Here is a 23,228-nt window from a genome sequence, read left to right as displayed (position 1 = left end):
AGGGGTTATAGATTCCGGGCTCGTTCGCAGCTGACGCTGCTCGCGCCCCGGAATGACGGCCTGGGATTTTTGAAGCGCATCAATCTAACTCGAAAAATCATTAACTCACGCGACTTCGACGACGCGATCCTCGACCCGCGCGATCGCCTCGCGCAACACGTCGATTCCGGCGTCGGGCTTGACGCCCTGCTCGGCGAGATGGCGGCGGAACGCGCGGGCGCCGGGCACGCCGTGATAGGCGCCGACGAAATGCCGGGTGATCGAATGCAGCCGCGTGCCCTGCGCCAGTTGCGCTTCGATATAGGGCGTCATGGCTTGCAGCGCCGCGGTCATGCTCGGATACGGCGCCGGCTCGCCGAACAATTCCGGATCGACCGCCAACAATCGCCACGGCTCCTGATAGGCGGCGCGGCCGAGCATCACGCCATCGACATGGCCGAGATGCGGCTTGGCTTCGGCGATGCCGGCGATGCCGCCATTGATCACGATCGGCACGGCGGGCAACGCCGCCTTCAGCCGATACACCCGGTCGTAATCGAGCGGCGGCACGTCGCGGTTCTCCTTCGGCGACAGCCCGTTCAGCCAGGCCTTGCGCGCGTGCACCACCAGCAGGTCGGCGCCGGCGGCGACCACCGCGCGCGCCAAACTATCCAGCGCCAATTCCGGATCCTGGTCGTCGATGCCGATGCGGCACTTCACCGTAACCGGAACGCTGACCGCGCGCTTCATCGCGGCAATGCCTTCGGCGACCAGCGCCGGCTCAGCCATCAGGCAGGCGCCGAACCGGCCGTCCTTCACCCGATCCGACGGGCAGCCGACGTTGAGATTGATCTCGTCGTAGCCGAAATCCTCGCCGATCTTCGCGGCAGTGGCGAGATCGGCCGAATCCGATCCGCCGAGCTGCAGCGCCAGCGGATGCTCGCTGGCGTCGAAGCCGAGCAGCCGCTGCCGATCGCCATGGATCACCGCGCCGGTGGTCAGCATCTCGCTGTACAACCGGGCGCGGCGCGACAACCGCCGGTGGAACACCCGGCAGTGCCGGTCGGTCCAATCCATCATCGGCGCGACGGAAAACCTAAATGATTGATCTATCGGCATTTTCCGATTGAATTCCGACTGTCAGAGCGGGGCTTGTGGACACTATTGTACGCCATGATGCGACGTCTGAACCGGCTTTTCGACGCCTCAGCGGATCATTGAGTTCGCTATAGATTTTTTCGCAGTCAGAATGGCGACTACGCTCGGTCGCTCGTTCTCACGTTCCCGAAACGAATCTAAAAGAGCCGAGCGGCCGCTGCATCCGCTGCCAACTTGTCGAGCGAACGGGCGATCCGTTCCCGGATGAGGTCGATATCCGCGCGGGTCACCACCAGGGGCGGCGCAACGATGAACCATTGCCCGAACCGGCCGCCCGCCGTCTCGCAGGCGTAAACCAGGAGGCCGAGGTCGAGCGCGTGGCGGCGCAGCCGACTAATATAAGGGCTTGGAACTGCGCGACAAAGGGAGCTTTGGTCGATTTGTCGGCGACCAGTTCGACCGCGAGCAGCAAGCCCAATCCACGCACATCGCCGACCAGAGGGCAAGATTCCTTCAGCGCCTCAAGACCGATCCGCAGCTCCGTTCCCCGCCTTGTGGCGTTGGCGCAAAGATCGAGCCTGTCGAACTCGTCGAGCACCGCCAGTCCTGCTGCGCACGACACCGGGTTCGCATTGTAGAAATAGCTGAAATTGAACCCACTCAGGCGCGCCAGCGTATCGGCATGAGTTGCTGACACGAACATCGCTGCGAGCGGCGCGTAGCCGGCCCCCAGACCCTTGGCCTGCACGATGATGTCGGGCCGGCTGGCGGGCCAGTGATGCGCTGCGAAGAACTTGCCGGTTCGGCCGGCGCCGCAGACCGCCTCGTCGAATATCAGGAATACGCCGTGACGGCTGCAGGTGGCGCGAATGGCTTTGAAGAAACCCGCTGGCGGCGCCACGGCGCCGGTGGAGACCCCGCCGATCGTGAACGGCGCCGGCACCGCGTGCACCGCTTCGGCGAATCCTTCGAAGAAAGGCTGCAGCAGATCGTTTCCGCCAGCTGCCAGCGACGCGATCGTCGCCCCATGATAGGAGGGATTGAGAGAAATGATCCGGCAGGGCGATGCCTGATTGGTCGCAAGCGCATATTGGCGCGCAAACTTCAGCGCATTGTCGATCGCCTCGCTGCCGCCCGACGCGAAACTGATACGTTCGACCCCGACGCCGGCCATCCCGCACAGCTGCGCGGCTTAATCGAGGTTGGTCCGGCTTCGGGCGACCTGGGTGTAGGCGTAATCGAGCTGCAAAGTCTGGCGCGCCATTGCGGCGACGACGTTGCGATTGCCGTGCCCGAGCACGCTCACCATGGGGCCGGACGATGCGTCGATGTATTCCTTGCCGTCCTCGTCCCAGAAACGAATCCCCTCGGCCCGTGCCATCATCGGGAGCGGCACCACCTGCGGCCGGGCGTAGAACACATCCTGGGTCCCGCCGATCTCGGGGAAATCGATCGCCATCAACATCATCCTTCGGAAGGCCGGGTCCGACCGTCGTCGGGTCAACACCATCCCGGACTACGGCTCGCCTTCCTCCGCAGGGCATCAGTCCAGCAGGCATTCGGTGAGCGCGTGCAGCGGAGCTGTTCGATCGCGGTCGCCGGCCTGCTCGAAGGCAAACCGCTCGCCCCCGAATGCCGGCCGCATCTGATCGAGCCAGGTCGCGCCGGGATCGAAGGCGGCGAAGAACACCGTCTGGTTCAGTCTCGCGTCCCGTGCCTGAAGGAAATCGCAGACCAGAATCTGCTCCTGCGGATCGGCCGATGGCATGGCGCCGCCGCCGTTGTGCAACACCGCGGGCTGCTGACTATCCAGCAATTCGCTGCGCGCGACGACCCCCAGGATTCTGATCTTTCCGGGAAGCACCGACATCGTCGGCCCTTGCGCCGCGCGCGCCAGGCCGGAGACGTTCGCGGCGGCACGCCGGAAGATCTCGTGGGCGCGGACCAGCGGCACCGAGAAATAGTCGCGGGGGCCGGTGTCTCGCTCGATGAACATGTAGTACGGGATCAGTCCGAGCCGCACGCCGGTGCGCCACAGTTCCGACCACAGCTCGGGGGCATCGTTGACGTGACGGATCAGCGGCGCCTGCATTCTGATCTGGGCGCCGGTGTCGCGGATGCGCCGGATCGCCTCGCGGGCAAGCGCGGGGTGCAGTTCGACCGGATGAGTGTAGTGCCCCATGATGGCGAGATGGCGGTTTGCCGCAGCAACCTCCTCGAACAGTCTGAGGCAGTCGTCGGCGTCGGCATCCGACACGAACCTGTGCGGCCAGTAGGCGACCGATTTGGTGCCGATCCGGATGTTCTGGATGTGCGACAGCTCGGGAACCAGCAGCGGCTCGATGTAGCGCCGGAGCGTTCGGGTTGCCATGATCATCGGATCGCCCCCGGTGATCAGGACGTCGGTGATTTCCGGGTGCGCACGGAGATAGGCGACGAGCTCGGACGTGCTCCTGGTTTCGATCCGCATGCCTTGCATGCCGACGAACTGCGCCCAGCGAAAACAATAGGTGCAGTAGGCGTGGCAGGTCTGGCCCTGGGCCGGAAAGAACACCACGGTCTCGCGATATTTGTGCTGCACGCCAGGGAGCGGACGGCCGGCGAGCGTCGCCGTGTTGTGGGTGAGCTGGCCGCCGGGATGCGGGTTGAGGCGGCGGCGAATCCGTTCGACGGCGCGCGCCAGCGCCTCGCTATCGTCGGAGCTTTCCACCAAGGTTCGAACGTCGTCGAAATCAACCTCCGACAGCATGCCACGCTGCGGAAACACCAGCTGAAAGATCGGATCGTCCGGCACCCGCGACCAATCGATCAGGTTTTCCACCACGTAGCGGTTGGTCCGGAACGGCAGCACCCGCGCCACGATGTCGATCTCGCGACGAAGCTGCGCGTCGAGTCTCTGCCACTCTGGCAGTTCGGAAAGGTTGCCGCGGCCGATCGCGTGGTAGCGGGTCGGCTCTGTCGAACCGGACATCGGCACAATCGTCATGGTAGCCCCCCGAACAAGCCGTCGCGTCGCCGTCGCGCCAACCGCCGCATGGCAACAATTCTCGGAGCCGTCCCCCCGCTCCGCCCCTGCCGCTTCAACCTGGCCTTATCCGAGGATCGGTGCTTGGTTCGCGGGATCATGCTCTCGGTTCCCATTTCATATCGATCTTCGATCGGACGGTCGGCGCTGATTTTGCGGACCGCCTCAGGCCAGTCTCTGGGCGATGTAAGCGGCACCGATCGCGCCGCGCACCTGCGGATTGTCGACGATGTAGATGCTGGTCTGCAGTTTATCTTCGAGGGCACGGACCACGCCGCTGTTGAGCGCCACGCCGCCGCTCATCCCGACCGGCCCGCTGATTCCGACCTGGCGCAGCAGCACCACCGCGCGCTGGGCGATCGAGTCATGAACGGCGCGGACGATGTCAGGCACCGGCGTTCCGACGGCGACGAGCGAGACGATTTCGGTCTCGGCGAAGACCGCGCAGGTGCTGCTGATCCGAAGCGGGTTGCGCGCCAGCGCCGAGGCTTCGCCGAGTTCGGAGAGTCCGATCCCCATCGCGCGCGCCGTCACCTCGAGAAAGCGTCCGCAGCCGGCGGCGCATTTGTCGTTCATGACGAACTGTTCGACGCGCCCGCCGTCGTCGATCCGGATTGCCTTGCTGTCCTGGCCGCCGATCTCCAGGATGGTCCGGATGTCCGGGTTCCTGAGATGCATGCCGATGCCATGGCAGGTGATCTCCGAAACGTGCTTGTCGGCGAACGGCAGATTCTCCCGCCCGTAGCCCGTCGAGACGACGAACTTCACGTCGCCCCGCGTCAACCCGGACGCCGCGAGGACGTTTTCAAACGTCGTCTCGGCGGCTTTGCGGTTGGTGCCGCCGGTCAGGACCACGTCGAAAGCCACCACCTCGTCGTTCTCCATCAGGACCGACTTGGTCGAAAGCGAACCGATATCAATGCCGAGCGTAATCATCGCATCCTCTCATTCACTGCAATGTTTCCAGAAACGCGTCGACGCGGTTCTTGATATGGGGGAAGGCGTAATTGTTGCGATCGACGGGATCGATGCTGATCGTCAGGTTCTTGATTCGCTTGCGCGCCGCCAATGATCGAAACGTCGGACCGATGGCCATCATGTTGCGGCATCCCCAGGTGTTGGCGATGATATATCCCTCGACCTGGTACGCGTCGCTGATGTGATCGAGGTCGCGTTCCATTCGTTCCGCGTTCCAGTGATAGCGGATCGCACGCTCGGCGATGCTGCGCAGCGGTTGCTCCTCGTCGAGCGCCACCAGGTTCGCTTCCCACAGCGGCGCCCAGTACAGCACGTCGACGGACCGACCGAGATGCCGAAGCAATTCGTCGGATTCCCCAGGTGTCTGGCCGATCCACATCACCCGCGGGCGCTTCGGCGCCCCGGTCTCGGCCAGCACCACCGCCTCCTCATACAAGGTCTTGCAGAGATCGATGTTCTCCGGGGCGCCGAAATAGTTCATCCCGAAAATTTCCAGGAGCTCGCGCGCCACGCCGGGCAAAGCGTGGCGTTCGAGCAGCAGAGCCGCTTTCCGGTAGTACTCGCGGGCGCGATTCGAATTCACGATGCTGCTGCGCAAGAACTCCGGATCCGGATCTGACTGAAACACCCCGGCGATCCGGGTCAGCATGATCTCGATCTGCTGGACGAGATAGTCCAGCACATCCTGATCCAGCAGGTTCGGCGTGTGCAGCGCGAAGGTCGGCACCCCGTAGCGCTTGCCGGACATGAAGATGGTCTTGAGAAGCCCCTCGCAGGGCTGGTCGTTGGTGAGCACGAAGTCGGGCCGCGGATAGCATTCGGCGAGCATCATCCCGAACGGCCCGCGAAGGAACGAGCAGATATCGCGGGACAGCTCGCGTTCCTGGGTGAGCCGGAACACCTGGTCGATATCGAGCGACTGGGCCAGCATGTTCGACATCGACTCGATGTTCCACGGCAGAACACCGGCGGCGAACACGATCTCGGTCGGGAATTGCTCGGAAACGTACGCGACCTTCGCATCGGCCCTGTAGGCCTCGGCGATCCGGTCGCAGTTCACGACCGAGCGCATCCGGGTCGCGGCGAGCGCCGGCGCGGCCTCTTCCGATGGCGCCCGCTGGCGCCCGATCAGACGCAGCATGTTCTCGTATTGAGTGGCGCGCTGCTGCGCGATGTTGTCGAGGTCCATCTCGCCTCCTCAGAAAAACCGCGGCTCCAGGAACGTCTCGATGCGCGTCTTGATGCTGGCGATATTGCTGCCGTTGTGCTCGCCTTCGATGAACAGAACGGGGATCTTCTGCTCGCGCAATTTTTCCTTGATGTAGGGGTAGTCGTGCAGATTGGTGTCACAGAATTTCAGGGCGAAGTAGATCACCGATTCCACGCGATAGTCCCGCACCAAGTCGAACAGGTGCCGCAGCCGGATGTCGGTATCGATGCAGCGCGCGCTGGTGTGCTTTTCGAGATAGTAGTCGGCGATGGCGGCAACCGGCTCCGCGTCGGCATCGATCCTGCCTTCGAAATACTTGACCCCGTTGCTGATATCCCCGCAGACGATGTCGGCGCCGGTGGCCTCGATGACCTCCACGATCGCCGGTTGGTCGAAATAGCTGCCGCAGATCAACACCCGGTGCCGCTGCCGACCGGCCCGGGGTTGCTGCGAAGCCGCGGCGTCGAGCAGCGCCGCCAGGCGATCGTTGAATTCGTCCTTCAGCCCCGTTGTTGCCGCCTTCACGAGTTCGATCGACTGCTGGCCCGTCAGCAGCGGGCCGCCGCGCTTGTTGCCGTCGTAGAGCCGCTGCATCAGCTCGCGCGTGCGGTTGCACCGCGCGATGCCGTCGCGCAGCGCGCCCTCGCCGATCGGCCGGCCGTAGCGTTGCTCCAGCCGGCGGATCAGCTTGCGAAGCTGACCGGCGAAGAACGATTTCGACAATGGACTCGCGTCGTTGGGAAGTTCGAGGAACCAGCTTTCACAACCGGGAACGGTCCGAGCCCAGGTCTCCCACAGCCGCTTGCGCATATCGCAGGCATCGACGAACACGACCGCATCCGCGAAGCCATAGACGCCGGCGAGTCCCTCGCCGAAGCAGCTTAGCACGTAGGAACAGTAGTTGCTGCCAAGATGCACGCTCGCCCTATCGGTCTCGGTGCTGTACTCGCCGGTCAGCCGGAACGGGATCGCGCCCGCGGCCAGCAGGATTTCCTCGGGGGTCTGAATCGACAGGTAACCGATCTTCGGCCGGTCGATCCCGGCGAGGAGCGCGAGGCGATCGCGGTGCAGGTCGAGGACATCCTGCACCGCGGCAGCGATGGAATCCGGTCGCGTCATGGCGGCGTCGTTTCCTCTGTTGGCGTGATGACCCGGCGTTCGCCGCGCAAAGCCTCCGAGAGATGGCGGGAAAGGTTCGCGACCGACGGCGCCTGCAGCCATCGGCACAGGTCCGGGGCGACGCCGAACCGGGCCGCGAGGCGCGCCTGCAACGTCATCGCCGCAAGCGAGGTCAGGCCGACACTGCGCAGGTCGGCCGCGGGGTCGACTGCGGACGCGCCGACAAGCTCCTCGACGATGGTCCGGATCTCGGGAACGAGGCTCGGCTCCGCGGCATCTTCCGCCGGCATCGGCGGCGATGGCTGCTCCGGTATCGGCAGAGCCTCGACTTCGACCCGATCCGTCTGGTCGCGCGGGATGGCGGCGACCTGGACATAGGCCTCCGGGATCATGTAGCCCGGCAGCCACTCGGCGAGATGTCGCTTCAGGTCGCGGACCAAGGCCGAGGCCGATTCCGGCAGCACGCCGGTCGTGACGATGAGCGCGCACAGCGTCGGCTGGAGCTGATCCGCATCGCCCTGCACGATGGCCGCGTCCGCAACGTTTGCATGCCCGCGCAAGCAATGTTCGATCTCGGCCAGATAGACGCGATGGCCGTCGATCTCCACATCACCGACGCGGTCCATCAGTTCGATGCCGCCGTCCGCGAGCCGTTTTGCGCGAAGACCGGAGCGAAAGATGCGACCGTCGGGGACGTGCGGGTTTGCCGTGAAACGCCGCGAGGTCGAAGGCTCCTCGCCGAGATATCCGCGCGCCAGGCCGGTCCCGCCGAGGCAGAGTTCGCCGGTGACCCCGATCGGCAGAAGGCTGTCGTCGTGACCGAGGATATAGATCTGCGAACCGGCGATAGGCGCGCCGACGAGGCTTCCGGCGGTCTCGGCCGTCACCGGCTTGCACGTCGTCACCTCGCTGTGCTCCGGCAGCCCGAAACAGCTGACGAGTTCGTAATTGCCGCGCCGCAACGGGGTGATGGCGCCGCCGGTTGTGATCAGCGTCCGCAACGGCAGATCCACGGTCCCGGCGAGCCGTTCGCACAGCGTCGCCGGCAGCCAACCGACCGTCACGCCGTGGTCGCTCACGCCCTTCACCAGCGTCGTGGCAGACCGGCGCGCCTCCTCCGGTGCGATCCAGACCGAGGCGCCCGCGCACAACGTCGAGATCAGCGTGAGCAAGGCAGCGCCCGAGCTCAGGTCGCCGCACATCACAGTACAATCAGCCTCGACGATCGCGAACCTGGCGACAAACCATCGGGCGCGGTCGAGCAGTGATCGGTGCTCGATCATGACGTGCTTCCGAACGCCGCTGCGGTCCGTCGCCACGCCGACGACGGCAAGCGCATTCGGATCAGCCGGACCATCGGGGAGAGCCGCGACCGTTTCCGGTTCGCTCGCGCCGTCGAGCAGCAGCACCGGGATGCCGAGTTCGTCAGGTTTGGAATCGTGGTCGCAGACCAGCAGCGCCGCGCCGGTCTCGGCGAGCCGGGCCGCGACCCGCCGCGGCGGATCGTCGGCTGCGAGCGGAGTGCAGACTGCGCCGGTCGCCCAGATTGCAAGGACCGCGGCGACCATCTCCACCGAGGGACGAGCGAGGAGCGCCACAATCATTCCCGGCCCGACACCTTCCGCCGCCAACCGCCTTCCGAGCCGCCGCGTGCGTTGGTGGAGGGCGCGGTAGGTCACGGTGCCGCCGTCAAAGGCCACGGCGACGCGATCCGGAGCGGCGCGGGCCCGCCGCTCGAACAGGGTGGCCACGGTTGCCGCCGCCCAAGCGTCGTCGTCGCCGGCCGGAGCGGCGTCCCCGATGCCGGTTAGCAAGGCCGCCTTTTCGGCCGGCGTCACGATCTCGATTTGCCGCAGCGTCCGGCTGGGATCCGCAACGACCTGGCCGAGAATGTGCAGATATTGGCCGACAATCCGCGCCGCCGTACTGCGGCGGAACAGATCCGTGTTGTATTCGATTTCGATATCGAGGCGCCCCGGACGCTCGACCGCGCCCATCGTCAGGTCGAACTTCGCCACGTTGTAATGCGGGTCGATCTCTTCGATCTCGAGGCCCGGAATCTCGATGCTGGTGAAGGCTTGATCCTGAACGACGAACACCGCGCTGAACAACAATTTCCCGGTGGCGGCGTTGTGCTGCACCATGATGTCCCAGAGCTGATACTCCTGGTGCTCGACGGCGCCACGCACCCCGGCCTTGACCTCCTGAAGGAATTCGTCGAAGCGCCGCTCGGCGCGCGGCCGGCTGCGGATGACGTGGGTGCTGACGAACATCCCGACCACGTCGTGAACGTCGGCGAGATAGCGGCCGACCGTCGGCACGCCGACGATGATATCCTCGCTGCCGCTGTATTTGGAGAGCAGCACGTTGTAGGCGGCGAGCAGCAGCACGTAGACCGTGACGCCCTCACGCGTGCAAAGCGCCTTGAGGCCGTCGTGCAGCGCCGCATCGGCGGTGCAATTGATCCGGCTTCCGGCGAATGCGAATGCCTCCTTGCGCGGAAAATCCGAGTCGATCCGGATGGTGGCGGGAGGCGAATCCAGGACCCCGCGCCAATAGGCCTCATGGGCGCGCATCCGATCGCTGCGCAGATGGCCTTGAAGCCACTCCGCGAAATCCTTGTAGGTGATGGCGGGACACGGCGGATGCGAACCGGCGTAGAGCGCCGCGATCTCCTTGAACAGCAAGCCCATCGAGGTGCCGTCGCTAACCAAATGGTGCATGTCGATCAGGAGAACATGGCGGCCGGGGCCGCGCGGCACCACCGCCGCGCGGATCAGCGGCGGCGCCGACAGCTGGAACGGCCGGATGAAGTCGCGCGTGACCTCCCCGATCTCCGCGTTGCCGCAGCCGGGCAGACGGGCGATCGAGAAATCCACCTTCGGCACGACGTATTGAACAGCGCCGCCGTCCACGCTGATGAAGCCGGTGCGCAGCGCTTCATTCCGGTCGATGACCTCGCGGAACGCGGCTTCGAGCCGGGCAATGTCGAGGTCGCCGCCGATCTCGAACGCCATCGGAAGGTTGTATTCGACGCCGCCGCGGGCCGTGCAGACCGCATAGAGCAGCGCCTGGGTCGGCGTCGTGGCGTAGTGCAGGCGGTTCTCCACCGGCACCAAATGCGGCGTCGCGCTCTCCGAGCCAGCCGCGAAGTCCTCCGCCAACCTGGCGACGGTCGGCCGGTCGAATACCGCGCCGAGCCCGACGGCGGTGCCGAACGCCTTGTTGGCCTTGGCGATCATGATGGTGGCGCGCAGCGAATCGCCGCCGATCGCGAAAAAATTATCGTGAATGCCGACATGCTGCCGGTCCAGAACCTGTTGCCAGATCGCGGCCAGCCGAGCTTCGGTGGAGGTGCGGGGAGCCTCGCCGGTGTCCGGGGCGTCGTTGTCCGCGGGCGGCAGCGCCGCCAGATCGACCTTGCCGCGTGCATTCAGCGGGATTTCGTCCAGCGTCACGAAAAATGCCGGCTGCATGTAGTTAGGAAGCCGCTGGCCGAGAGAGCCGCGCAGATCGGCGAGGCGCGCGGCGGCGCGCCAGGCGATATAGGCGTAGAGCTGGTTGTCGCCCGTGCGATCTTCGCGAGCGACGACGACGGCATCCTGCACCGCCTCATGGGCGAGGATCGCGGTTTCGACCTCGCGCGGCTCGATGCGGCAACCGCGAATCTTCACTTGGCCGTCGCTGCGTCCGAGATAGTCGATCGATCCATCCGGCCGCCACCGCGCCACATCCCCGGTCCGGTACATCCGTTCGCCCGGCTCGAACGGGTTGGCGACGAACTTCTCGGCGGTCCGCACCGGATCGCCGAGATAGCCGCGCGCGAGCCCTGCTCCGGCGATGCACAGTTCGCCCGGAACGCCGATCGGAACCGGCTTGTCGGCCTTGTCGAGCAAGTAGACGCGGATATTGCCGATCGGCTTGCCGATCGATATCGGACCGTCGGCCGCAACGACCAGGCCGCTGGTGGTCACCACGGTGCTCTCGGTCGGCCCGTAATTGTTGACGAGCTGGTAGCGGCCGCGGCCGCCGCGGCGCAGCCGGTCGCCGCCGGTCAGCAACAGCCGCAGCGACCGATTGTCGAACTGCATGAAGAGTTCGCAAATCTGCGTCGGCAGAAAGCTGACGGTGATGCCGGCGTCGTCGAAATAGCGCGCCAGCCGGGCGAGGTCGAGCCGGATCTCTTGCGGGACAATGTGCAGCGCGGCGCCGGCCTGCAGCGAGGGAAGGATCTCCCACACCGAGGCATCGAAACTGAAGCGGGCGTATTTGGTGGTCCGGTCGGCGCTGGACAGCGCGAAGCTGCGGATGTGCCAGGCGCACAGATTGTTGACCGCGGAATGCTCGACCATGACGCCTTTCGGCACCCCGGTGGTTCCGGAGGTATAGATGACATAGGCGAGGTTTCGACTCGATGCGGTGACCCCAAGATTGTTGTCGTCGCCCTGGTAGAGCGCCGGCTGGCTCAGGTCGAGCGATGGCCGCCCCGCCTCGCCCCACGGCTCGACGCCGGCGAAAACGACCAGCTTGGCCTTGCTATCCTCAAGCATCATCGCGGCGCGATCGGCAGGGCAGTCGGCGTCGATCGGCAGATAGGCCGCACCGGCTTTGAGGATCGACAGGATGCCGATCATCATCTCCAGCGACGGCTCCGCCACGATGCCGACCACATCCTCGACGGCGATGCCGGTGCTAACCAGCTGGCGCGCGAGCTGGTTGGCGCGTCGGTTCAATTCCCCGTAAGAGAGCGTCTGCGTGCCGGCCACGACCGCCGCTGCATCCGGCGTCCGGTCCGCCTGCTCCTCGATGAGTTCGTGAACGGTGCGGCTTTCCGGATAGCTGGCCTCGGAGCGGTTGAACTCCACCAGGACTTGCCGGCGCTCCTGCTCAGTCAGCGGATCGAGATCGCGGAGCAGCCGCGCCGGGTCGGATGCGATCTGCTGCAGCAGATGCACGAAGTGGTCCGCCATGCGCTCGATGGTGTCGCGCCGGAACAGGCCGGTGCAGTACTCCAGTTCGAAAACAATGCCGTCGGCGCGCTCTTCGGCCAGCAGCGTCAGGTCGAACTTCGAGATCTTCCAGGGCACGTCCTCGAGCCGAACGGTGACGCCATCGGCCTGGAACGCCCTGCGTCCGCCCTCGAGTGTCGCAAACACCGTGTCGAACAGCGGATTCCGGTCGAGGTCGCGTTCGATCTCGAGCCTGTCCACCAACTCTTCGAACTGGTAGTCCTGGTTGCTGTAGGCGTCGAGCCCGTGCGCCTTCACGGTGTCGAGATAGTCGACGAAGCGAAGCTCGCCGCGCGGCCGGTTCCGCGTCGCCAAGGTGTTGACGAACATTCCGACCACCCGCTGCAGCGAGGCCATCCTCCGCCCCGCCACCGGGATGCCGACGACGATGTCCTCCTGGCCGGTGTACTTCGACAGCAGAACCGTGTAGGCGGCCAGCAGCGTCATGAACGGGGTCGCGCCGGCCGCCCGTCCGATCACGCGCAGCCGTTCGGCGAGCGCCGCATCGATCGTGAAGCGCACGAGGTCCCCATCGAACGAGCGGATGGCCCCGCGCGGAAAGTCGGTGGGAAGCGCAAGGGCCGGCGCTCCCCCCTCGAACACCGCTCGCCAATACGTCTCCTGGTCCCGAACCTCCGCGCCCGCGGAACGGAGCTGCTGCCAGGCGGCGTAGTCCTTGTACTGGACAGCCGCGCCCTCCAGCGTCCGGCCTTCGTAGAGCGCGCGCAGATCGTCAATGATGATGTCGATCGAAAGCCCGTCGGCGACGATGTGGTGGAGGTCGACGAGAATCCTGTGCTCGACCGGGCCGGCCTCCAGGATGGTCGCTCGGAGCAGCGGCGCCCGCTCGAGGTCGAACGGGCGGACAAACCCCTCGATCGCCTGCGCAAGCGATGCGGAGGCGCCGGAAGGCTGGCCTTCGAAGGCGAAATCGATCTTGGCATGCACCTTCTGAACGATCTGGTCGTCGATCAGCAGGAACGAGGTCCGCAGCGACTCGTGCCGCGCCAGCAGCGCGCGGAAAGCGCCTTGCCAGCGCGCCCGATCGAACGGCCCGGTCACGTTCAAAGCGAACGGCACGTTGTATTGAACATCCTGTGGCGCGAGCTGATGGATGATGAACAGCCGCTTCTGCGCCGCCGAGACCGGGTAATCGTCCCGCGGAGCGACGGCTGCTATTTCTGCGCGCGGGTCCTCCCCGGCTTCACCGACCAGGCCGGCGAGGCCGCGGATGGTCCGGTGCACAAAGGCGTCGCGCAACGTGACACCGGCGTGCAGCTCGCGGTTGACGCGGGCAATCATCAGGGTCGCCTTCAGCGATTGCCCGCCGAGATCGAAGAAGTCATCGTCGAGCCCGATCCGCTGAACGCCCAGCACCTGCTCCCAAATGGCGGCAATCGCGCATTCCACCGCGGTGCCGGGCGCGGCTGAACTGCGGCTTCCGGTCGGCTCGCCCGGGTCGGGCAGCGCTGTGCGGTCGACCTTGCCGCTGCGCCCGATCGGAAGGCGATCGACGATCACCACGCGTGACGGCACCATGTGCGCCGGCAGGCGCTGCGCCAGACGACGATGGAGGTCGGCGGTCTCGATCGCGCCGGCCGCGACGACATAGGCGCATAGATAGCCATCGCCGGCGGCGTCGGTCCGTGGCGACACTACGGCATCGATCACCCCGGGGCAGCGCAGCAACGCCGTCTCGATCTCTCCGAGTTCGATCCGGAAGCCGCGCAGCTTGACCTGGTCGTCGTTGCGCCCGAGGAATTCCAGCGCACCGCTTGGCAGCAGGCGCGCAAGATCGCCGGTCTTGTAGAGACGGATCTCGCGGCCGCCGAGACGCTGCATGCCAAACCGCTCGGCCGTCATCTCCGGATTGTTCAGGTAGCCGTCGGCCAGACAGGCCCCGGCGATATGCAATTCGCCGATCGCTCCCCTCGGCACCGGCAGCCCGTAGCGGTCGAGCACCAGGACCGCGACATTATCGATCGCCGTTCCGATCGGTACCGACGCCGCCTTGTCGAGCGCCGGGTCGAATTTGTAGATCATGCAGCCGACCGTCGCCTCGGTCGGTCCGTACTCGTTGTAGAGCTCGACACGACCGTCGAAGCCGCTATCGACTTTCCTCGCCAGGCCGGTCTTGAAATCCTCACCGCCGACGATCAGCGCGCGCAGCCGGCGGTTGGCGGGAGCACCATCGCGCATTGTCTCGGCGAGCAACGCCAGATGCGTCGGAGTCAGCTTGAGCACCTCGATCTGATCGTCGCGAAGAATATCCCGCATCAATCCCATGGCGTCGTCGTTCCGGTAAACGACGATCCGGTTTCCCGAGACCAGCGGCGCGAAAATAGATGTAATGGTGAGATCGACCGAAAGCGGCGAATGCAGCGCGAAGGCGGCCGGCGCGTCGCCGATATAGGTCCGCACCGCCCAGCTGACGTAGTTGGCGAGCGCGCGGTGCGAGATCATCACGCCCTTCGGCATGCCGGTCGAGCCGGAGGTGTAGATCACGTAAGCAAGGTCGTCGCCGGTCACCGCCGCGCGGTCCGACAGGTCGCCATCCACGTCGCTGGCGACGCGGTCGAGGGTGAGATCCACTGGACCGAGGCCCGCGAGCGGATGGGCGTCGGTCGGCAGCAGCACCACCGCCATCCCCGACCCCGCCGCGATCGCCCGGAAGCGGTCTGCCGGCGTGCTCGGGTCGAGCGGAAGGAATGCGGCGCCGAGCTTGAGGATGCCGAGGATCGCCGCGACCGCTTCCATCGACGGCGCGGCGACGAGGCCGACGATCGCCCCCCGTCCCGCTCCGGCCGCCTGCAGCCGCGCCGCGACCGCGTTCGAGAGGCGGTCGAGCGTCGCGTAGTCGACCGTCTTGCCGTCGCAGGCGATCGCGGGCGCCGCCGGGCTCGTGCGAACCTGGATTTCGAACAGCTCCACCACGCTCTGCGCCGCCTCCGTCGGCTGCGGCAAACCCGTGACAACGGCCCGCCTTTCGTCGACGCTCGACACGTCGATGTCGCGCAGCCGCATCGCGGGATCGGCCACAACGGCCTCGAGCGCCGTGACGTAGTGGGCAGACAGGCGTTCGATCGTGTCGCGACGGAACAGGTCGGTGCAATACTCGAAATCGAATTTCAGCTCGCCGTGCTGTTGCTCGATCACGGTCAAGGTGAGGTCGAACTTGGCGATCGCATAGTCGAGCTCGTAGGGGCTGAATTCGATGCCGCCATAGGCCGTCGGCGTTGCATTCGAGGACAGCGCGGTGAACATCGTGTCGAACAGCGGGCCGCGGCCGAGATCGCGCGGCGGCGCGATGCGATCGACGAGATCTTCGAACTGACTGTCCTGGTTCTCGAATGCGTCGAGGCACTCGTCGCGAACCTGCTGCAGATAGTCGCTGAAAGCGAGCTCGCCGCGAGGCCGGCTGCGCAGCGCAAGGGTATTGACGAACAGGCCGACCACGCCTCGGAACCGTTCGGCGTTGCGCCCGGCTGCGAGCGTGCCGACCACCAGGTCGTCCTGGCCGGTATATTTCGAGAGCACGACGTAGTAGGTAGCGAGCAGCAACATGTACATCGACACGCGGTGGCGCGCTGCGAGTTCGCGCAACGCGGCGGTGAGCCGCTGGTTGGGGCGAAGCGTCACCCGGTCGCCGTCGAACGACTGCGTGCTCGGCCGCGGGAAGTCGGTCGGCAGATTCAGCGCCGGCCGCTCGCCCTCGAGCAGGCGGAGCCAATAGTTCTGCTGCTGCTCGGCTTCCTCGCTGCCGGCGAACTCGCGCTGCCACAGCGCGAAGTCCTTGTAGTCGGCCGGCAGCGGAGGCAGCGTCTGGCCGTCATACAGCCGGCCCAGTTCGTCGCTCAGGATGTCGATCGACACGCCGTCGCAGATGATGTGGTGCAAATCGAGCAAGAGGACGTGCTTGAGCGAGCCCAGCCTGATCAGACAGGCCCGCAGCAGCGGCGGGCGATTGAGATCGAACGGCCGGACGAAGCGTCGCTTGATCGCTTCGACCTCGCTCTTGCCGCGCGCCCTCTCGACATCGAGCGGGAGGCGGAGCGGCGCCTGACGCGTCTGGATGATCGTCTCGTCAGCGATCCCGAACGACGTCCTCAAGCTGTCGTGGCGCGTCACCAGCGCCGTGAGCGCGTCCTGCAGTCGGGCCGTATCGAGCTTGCCGTTCAGCCGGATCGCGACCGGCACGTTGTAGGCGATACTGTCCGGCGACAGCCGGTTGAGGACATACATCCGCCTCTGGTTCGCGGACGCAGGATAGTTGCCCTGCTCAACCGGCGACGCCATCTCGGTGCTCCATTTGCGCCAGTGAGCCGACCAGCCGCGCCAATTCCGCTACGGTTGGCGCATCGAACACGTTCCTGAGCGTGATCTTCAGTCCGAACATCCTGCTCAGGCGCGAGGCCAGGGCGCTGGCTTTCAGGGAATGGCCTCCGATCTCGAAAAAATTTGCGGTCGCGCCGACATTCCGGGTCTCAAGCAACTCTTCCCAGACCCGCGCAATGGCGATTTCCGCCGCGCTCTCGGGGGCGCGGACGGACCGCGGCTCGGCCATCCAAAGCCGCGGCTCGGGCAGCGCGCCGTAATCGATCTTGCCGTTCTCGGTCATCGGCATGAAATCGATGCGGCAAAACGCGGACGGCAGCATATAGGCCGGAAGCCGGGCCGCCAGTCGCTGCCGCAACTCCTGCGCGCCGACGTCGGCGGCGGCGATGTAATAGGCGCACAGGAAGACGCCGCCGTCGTCGGCCTTGGCCGGGACGACGCAGGCCTCGCGTAGCCGGCCGTCCTCGAGAAGCCGGTTCTCGATCTCGCCGGGCTCGATACGGAAGCCCCGGATCTTGATCTGCCGGTCGGCCCGGCCCACGAACTCCAGCACCCCGTCGGCACGGCGGCGGACCAGGTCGCCGGTGCGGTAGAGCCGCTCCCCCGCCACGTGGGGATTCATGACGAAGCGCTCGGCGGTGAGTGCGGAACGATGAAGATAGCCCCGCGCAAGGCCGACGCCCCCGACGTAAAGCTCGCCGACCACGCCGATCGGGGTCAGCAGCATGTCGTGGTCGAAGACATAGGCCGTCGCGTTCGGGATCGGCTTGCCGATCGGTATCGTCCGCGGCTCGACCCCACCGACCACGTGACAAGTCGAATAGGTGGTGTTCTCGCTCGGACCGTAGGCGTTGATCAGCGTCAGCCGGGGGTTGGCGCTGCGAATCCGCTCGATGTGCCGGGTCGACGCCACGTCGCCGCCGGTGATGAGATAGCGCAGCGGACGGAACACCGCGGGGTCGGCATCCGCGAACTGGTTGAGCAGCGCCGGAACCAGAAACAGGATCGTAATGTCGTGCCGGGCGAGCTGCTCGCCAAGCGCGGCGTGGTCCAGCAGGGTCTCGTCGTCGATCTGGTAGAGCGGCAGCCCGTTGAGCAAGGCGCCCCAGATCTCGAATGTTGTCGCATCGAAGGCGGGCGCCCCGGTCTGAAGCATCCGGTCGTCCGGGCGGAATGCGAGATAATCGACATTGGTCACGAGATTGACGACGCTGCGATGCTCGACCATGACGCCTTTGGGTTTGCCCGTCGAACCCGAGGTGTAGACGACGTAAGCGAGATTCGACGGCCCGGTCACATGTGCCAGCGGCCCATCATCGATGCCCGGAGCCTCGGCGTCGCGCAGACGCAGCACCGGGACGTCGAGATCGAGGTCGCGCCGATCATCGTTCGGCATGATCACGACCTGCGGCCGCGCGTCGCGCAGAATGTCGTCCAGAAGGCGGCTCGGGCTGTCCCGGCCGAGCGGCAGGTAGGCGCCGCCCGCCTTGAGGACGGCGAGTTCGCCGAGCACCATCTCCACCGAACGGCGACCGATGACGGCGACGATGCTGTCCGGCCCGACCCCGCGGGCCCGCAACAACCGGGCGAGCCGATTGGATTTTCGGTCGGCGTCGCCATAGCTGATCCGGTCGTTGCTATCGGCCAGCGCGATCGCCGCCGGCCGCAGACGAACCTGCTGCTCGAACAGCTCGTGGATGCAGCTCTGCGCGGCGAAAGGCGACGGCGGCGGGTTGCATCCTTCGAGCAATTGGCGCGCCTCGGCGTCGCCGACCACGGCGAGACGGTCGAGAGCAATGTCCCAGCCACCCGCCAGCCGATCGAGCAAGGTGACGTAGTGGCGCCCCAACCGGGCGACCGTGCCGCGTTCGAAAATATCGGTGTTGTGCTCGATCCGGATCTCCGCCCCCGCCGATCCCCAATGGATGTCGAAGATCAGATCGACCTGAACCGCTTGGGTCTGGGTGGCGACATCGACCCAGCGAGCCTGCGCAACGCCATCGAATTCCGTGGTATCCTCGGGGTCAGGCACCAGGTTGAACATGGTTTGAACCAACGGAATTCGGCCATTGCCGCGGGCCGGGGCCAGCCTCTGGATCAGCCGCTCGAACGGATAGTCCTGCATGAAATAGGCTTCTTCGACCCGTTCGTGCACCGCCTGCACCAACCGCTCGAAGGTGTCGTCGAAGCGGACGTCGGCGCGCACCGCCACCATGTTGACGAAGAATCCGACGGTGTTGGCAAGCTCAGCGCTGTAGTGCCGGCCCGAGAACAGCACGCCGGAGGTGATGTCCTGCTGCTGGCAGATCTTCTGCAAGAGCACGAGGTAAGCGGCGAACAGGCTGGAAAACAACAGAACGCGCTGTTCCCAGCTCTGCCGCTGGAACGCCTCGATCAGGTGGAGCGGAATCGCAACGATCTCCAATCCGCCGTTCAAGGACATCGCCGGCGACGGCGCCGCATCGGTGGGCAGATCGAGCGCCGGCGGTTCGCTTTCGAACCGTGCCAGCCAATAGGCCTCCTGCTCGCAGGTCCGCTCGGCATCGAAATGACGGCGCTGCCAACGCGCGTAGTCCGAATAAGTCAGCGTCGTCGGCGATGCCGCGACCGGCGCATCGCGGGTCAGCGCGTTGTAGATCGACGTCAGGTCCCGCCACAGGATCAGCACCGAGGCGGCGTCCGCGATGATGTGGTGGACCCGCAGCAGCAACGCCTGATCGTCCGGGCCGAGCGTCAGCAGCACCACCTCGAACAACGCATCGTCGGGTCTCCATCGCGTGATCGGATTCCGGCAGATCGCGGCGATCTCACTGGCCAGTGCGGCATCGCGGTCGGGGCCGGCCGCCGCCGCCGCGTCGATGTGCCGGACAGCGCGTTTGAGATCCTGATCGAAGCTCTGCACCGGGCGCTCGCCGCGCCGTGACACCCGGGTACGCAGCACGGCATGCGCAACGGCCAACAGGTCGACCGCCCGGCGCAGCCGCCGCAGGTCGAACTGGCCGACCAGCCGTTTGCAGGTGTTGATGTCCCAAATCGAGCTGCCGGGATCGAGCTCGCAGAAATGCAGAACCCGCTCCTGCTGAAAGGTCAGCGGACAGGGAATGGTCCGGTCGCCGGCCGGGATCGGCGGATATCTGCGAATCCCGATCGCGGTCATGGCGAGCCGTCCCGGCAGGACATATCGCCGGCCGGCGCCGGTCGCGCCGGAATCTGCACGATGACGATGCGATCCTTGATCGGCGATGGCCGCTGAAGCATCGGCTCGATCAGCACGGCGATCTCGGCGATGGTCGGCAGCCGGAGAAAGTCCATCGCCCTCAGCCGAGTGCCAAGCGCCTTGTCGAGGGCGGCGATGAAACGCAGCGTCAGCAGCGAGTTGCCTCCGAGGTGGAAGAAATTGCTGGCGGGGGTCAGGCCGCGAAGGTCGAGCAAGTCTTCGGCGATTGCGATGATCTTGCGTTCGAGCTCGGTCGCCGCGCGTTGCGCCGGGGTCGCCGGCGCGCCGGTCAGGGTCGGGGCCGGCAGGCGTCGGATGTCGATCTTGCCGCTCGGCAGCCGTGGCAGGCGGTCGAGCGGCACAAACGCTTCGGGAATCATGAAACCTGGCAGCCATCCGACCAGGTCGCTCGAAATCCGCTCGATCGAGGTCGGACGATCTTTGTCGAAGGCGAGATAGGCGACCAGGCTGTTCTGGCCAAACGCGTCGCTCCTGACGGTCACGGCGGCCTCGGCTATGCCGTCGCAGGCTCGCAATTTCTGCTCGACCTCCGCGACCTCGACACGGAAGCCGCGGATTTTGACTTGCCTGTCGGCGCGGCCGAGGTAGTAGATCAGCCCGTCGTCGCCCCATTTCGCGAGGTCGCCGGTGCGGTACAGGCGGCGCCCCGCCAAATCGGGGCTCGGGCAGAATCGCTCTGCCGTCAGGTCTGGCCGGGTCAGGTATTCCGTCGCGAGCCCGACGCCGGACAGGCACAATTCGCCGATCACACCAACCGGAACCGGACGAAGCGCCTCGTCAAGAATATGCGCGCCGGTGTTGGAAATCGGCCTGCCGATCGGGACCGAGGTCGCCTCCGCCCCGCGCGGCAGGGAATGATAGGTGGCGTAGATCGCGGCCTCGGTTGGACCGTACAGGTTTTCGAGCCGGACCTTGGGAACCAGGCGATGGAAGCGATTCACCAGGTCGGGCTTCAGCGCCTCGCCGGCGGCGAAGACGTAGCGAAGCCGATCCAACGGCGACGCGGCGCCCGCCGGCTGGCTCTCCAACAGCACGTCCAGCATCGAAGGCACGAAATTGACGTGCGTCACCGCAAATTTTTCGATGGCCTCGAGCAGAGCGCGGCTGTCGCGCTCGGCGCCAAGGTCGAGCACCGCGAGCCGGCCGTTGTCGAACAGCCAGCCGAACAGTTCGGCGGCCGACACGTCGAATGTAAAGTTGGTCTTGAACAGGATCGTCTTGCCGGCCAGCGGATAGCTCGCCTCCAGGAATTCGAGCGTATTCATCAAGGCGCGATGGCTGACCACCACCCCTTTCGGATGGCCGGTCGAGCCCGAGGTGTAGATCACATAGGCTGCCCGTTCAGGGTCGAAGCTGTGGTCCGGATCGATGCCGGGTCCGGCGTAGGACGCCGCATCGTCGACGCGGATCACCGGCAGCGGGCCTCGCTGGCCCTGCGGATCGGATGGCGACTCGCTCGCCGCCAGCAGGCAGCGGACGCCGCCATCCTTCAGGATGAAATCGATCCGCTGCGGCGGAAAGCTCGGATCGATCGGCAGGTAGGCCGCGCCGGCCTTCAGCACCGCCAGGATCGCCACGACCATCTCGGGCGAGCGTTCGAGCAAGACCGCAACGATGTCGCCTTCGGCGACACCGGCCTCGACCAGCGTGGCGGCCAGCTGGTTGGCCTTGCGATTGACCTCGCCGCAGCTGAGCGTGCCGGCGGACCAGAGCAATGCCGGCTGGTCGGGGCTGCGCGCCGCGCGGTGTTCCAACAGGCCGACGATGCCGCGGCCGGGCGCCGCCGGGACCACCTTGCCTTCGGCAAACGAACGGACCAGTTGCCGCTCGTCCGCGTCGAGCATCGACAGATCGCGCAGGATTGCGTCCGGGCGCTCGATCATCGCGGTGAGCAGCACCTCGTAGTGGTGGAGAATGCGCCGGATGCTGCGCGGCTCGAACAGCTCGGTATTGTATTCGAGGCGCAGCTCGGCGGCATCCGGACCCGTGTGGAAATCGAGCAGCAGGTCGACCTGCGTCGCGGTGATCTCAGGCTCCAGCGCGCGCTCGCTGCGAATGCCGCTGAACGCGTGGGTCGGCTCGAAGTCGGTGACCATGTTGAACATCGCCCGGAACAGCGGATTGCGGCGATGTTCGCGATCCAGCGCGAGGCGGTCGACGAGACGTTCGAGCGGATAATCCTGCATGCGATGGGCGCCGGTCACGCGGTCGTGGACCTGGCGCACGAAGTCGCTGACGCAGGCCTGCGGGTCGACCCGCAGCCGCAGCGCGACGCTGCTGGCGAAGAAGCCGGCGAGCGCCTTCAGCCTGGGATCATGGTGCCGCCCGGAGAACACCGTCCCGATGATGATGTCGTCCTGCCGGCAATATTTGCACAGCAGCAGAGCCTGCGCGCCGAGCATCGTCGAGAACGGGACGACGCGATGCTTCAGGCTGAACGACTGCAGCCGGGCGACGAAATCGGGCGACAGCGGGCGCGATTCCACGGCGCCGCGAAATGACAGCTGCGGCGGCGTCGGAAGGTCGGTGGGAAGATCGAGCTCCGGCGGCTTGTCGGCGAACTGTGACAGCCAATAGGCCTCCAATTCGTGGGTGTTGCGCTCGGAGAAGCGGTCTCTCAGCCAACTCGCGTAGTCGACATAATCGAGGTCGAGCGGCGCCGGGTCGCCGGCGCCGACCCGCCGCGCATTGTAGAGACGTTTCAGGTCATTCCACAGAATGCGTATCGTGATGGCGTCGGAAATGACGTGATGCAGCTTCAGGATGAGTTGCCACTCCTGGTCCGACCAGCGCACCAGCACAACCTTGAAAAGCCGGCCGCCGTCGAGCGTGAAGCAACGCCCGTACTCCTGGTTCAGCAGGCTCTGCGCTTCGGCTTCAAAGGCCGCAAAGCGGTCGGCGCCGCCGCGGTCCGGGCCGGCAGAACGATCGACGAACGCGAAGCTGCCGTCGGCGCCGTCGAGCCGTGATTGGAACAGCGTGCCGTCGACGAGGGTGATCCGGGTGCGAAGCGCGGCGTGGCGATCGATCAGCGCCGCGACCGCATCTTTCAGGGCATCGATGTCGAGCACGCCGGACAGCCGCCGGCACGATGCCCGGGTCCAGATCGATTTCTGCGGCGAGATCTCGTCCAGATAGAAGATGCGTTCCTGCTGAAACGACAGCGGATACAGCGCCGTGTCCGACGCCTGCGCGAGATTCCGGTTCGCGATATTGATGGTGGGCATCCCCGTCTCC

General features: G+C 65.9%; 8 protein-coding genes and 1 pseudogene. All 9 read right to left on the bottom strand.

Translation table 11 applies throughout. The features are described from left to right. Window positions 1-105 precede the first annotated feature (105 nt). A complete protein-coding gene (dusA, locus tag RPC_RS10305; protein ID WP_011472515.1) occupies window positions 106-1,098 on the bottom strand; it encodes a tRNA dihydrouridine(20/20a) synthase DusA in 993 nt (330 codons plus the stop codon). 265 nt (window positions 1,099-1,363) lie between these two features. Next, window positions 1,364-2,536 (bottom strand): annotated as a pseudogene (locus RPC_RS10300) (aspartate aminotransferase family protein). Between the two features lie 84 nt (window positions 2,537-2,620). After that, entirely contained in the window at window positions 2,621-4,048 is a 1,428-nt protein-coding gene (locus RPC_RS10295; protein ID WP_157043180.1) for a KamA family radical SAM protein, read from the bottom strand. A gap of 219 nt (window positions 4,049-4,267) precedes the next feature. Further along, the gene (locus RPC_RS10290) at window positions 4,268-5,038 is read right to left on the bottom strand and encodes an acyl-CoA dehydratase activase (protein ID WP_011472513.1); all 771 of its coding nucleotides are present in this window, start codon (window positions 5,036-5,038) and stop codon (window positions 4,268-4,270) included. Between the two features lie 13 nt (window positions 5,039-5,051). Beyond that, window positions 5,052-6,269 (bottom strand): 2-hydroxyacyl-CoA dehydratase family protein, encoded by a 1,218-nt coding sequence (locus tag RPC_RS10285; RefSeq protein ID WP_011472512.1) that lies wholly within the window; start codon window positions 6,267-6,269, stop codon window positions 5,052-5,054. A 9-nt stretch (window positions 6,270-6,278) separates the two neighbouring features. Continuing rightward, window positions 6,279-7,409, bottom strand: coding sequence for a 2-hydroxyacyl-CoA dehydratase subunit D (locus RPC_RS10280; protein WP_011472511.1), 1,131 nt, complete (start codon window positions 7,407-7,409; stop codon window positions 6,279-6,281). Then, window positions 7,406-16,714, bottom strand: a complete 9,309-nt coding sequence (locus RPC_RS10275) for a non-ribosomal peptide synthetase (protein ID WP_011472510.1) — start codon at window positions 16,712-16,714, stop codon at window positions 7,406-7,408. Before RPC_RS10275 ends, RPC_RS10280 begins: the two co-directional genes overlap by 4 nt. After that, window positions 16,698-19,910, bottom strand: a complete 3,213-nt coding sequence (locus tag RPC_RS10270) for a non-ribosomal peptide synthetase (protein ID WP_011472509.1) — start codon at window positions 19,908-19,910, stop codon at window positions 16,698-16,700. Before RPC_RS10270 ends, RPC_RS10275 begins: the two co-directional genes overlap by 17 nt. After that, complete coding sequence (locus tag RPC_RS10265; protein ID WP_011472508.1) at window positions 19,907-23,218, bottom strand: non-ribosomal peptide synthetase; 3,312 nt, start codon at window positions 23,216-23,218, stop codon at window positions 19,907-19,909. The genes RPC_RS10270 and RPC_RS10265 overlap by 4 nt, the downstream gene beginning before the upstream one ends. Between the last annotated feature and the right edge of the window lie 10 nt (window positions 23,219-23,228).

Source organism: Rhodopseudomonas palustris BisB18 (assembly GCF_000013745.1).
In the GTDB taxonomy this organism is placed as follows: domain Bacteria; phylum Pseudomonadota; class Alphaproteobacteria; order Rhizobiales; family Xanthobacteraceae; genus Rhodopseudomonas_A; species Rhodopseudomonas_A palustris_F.
This window is presented reverse-complemented; position numbering and strand designations above follow the sequence as displayed.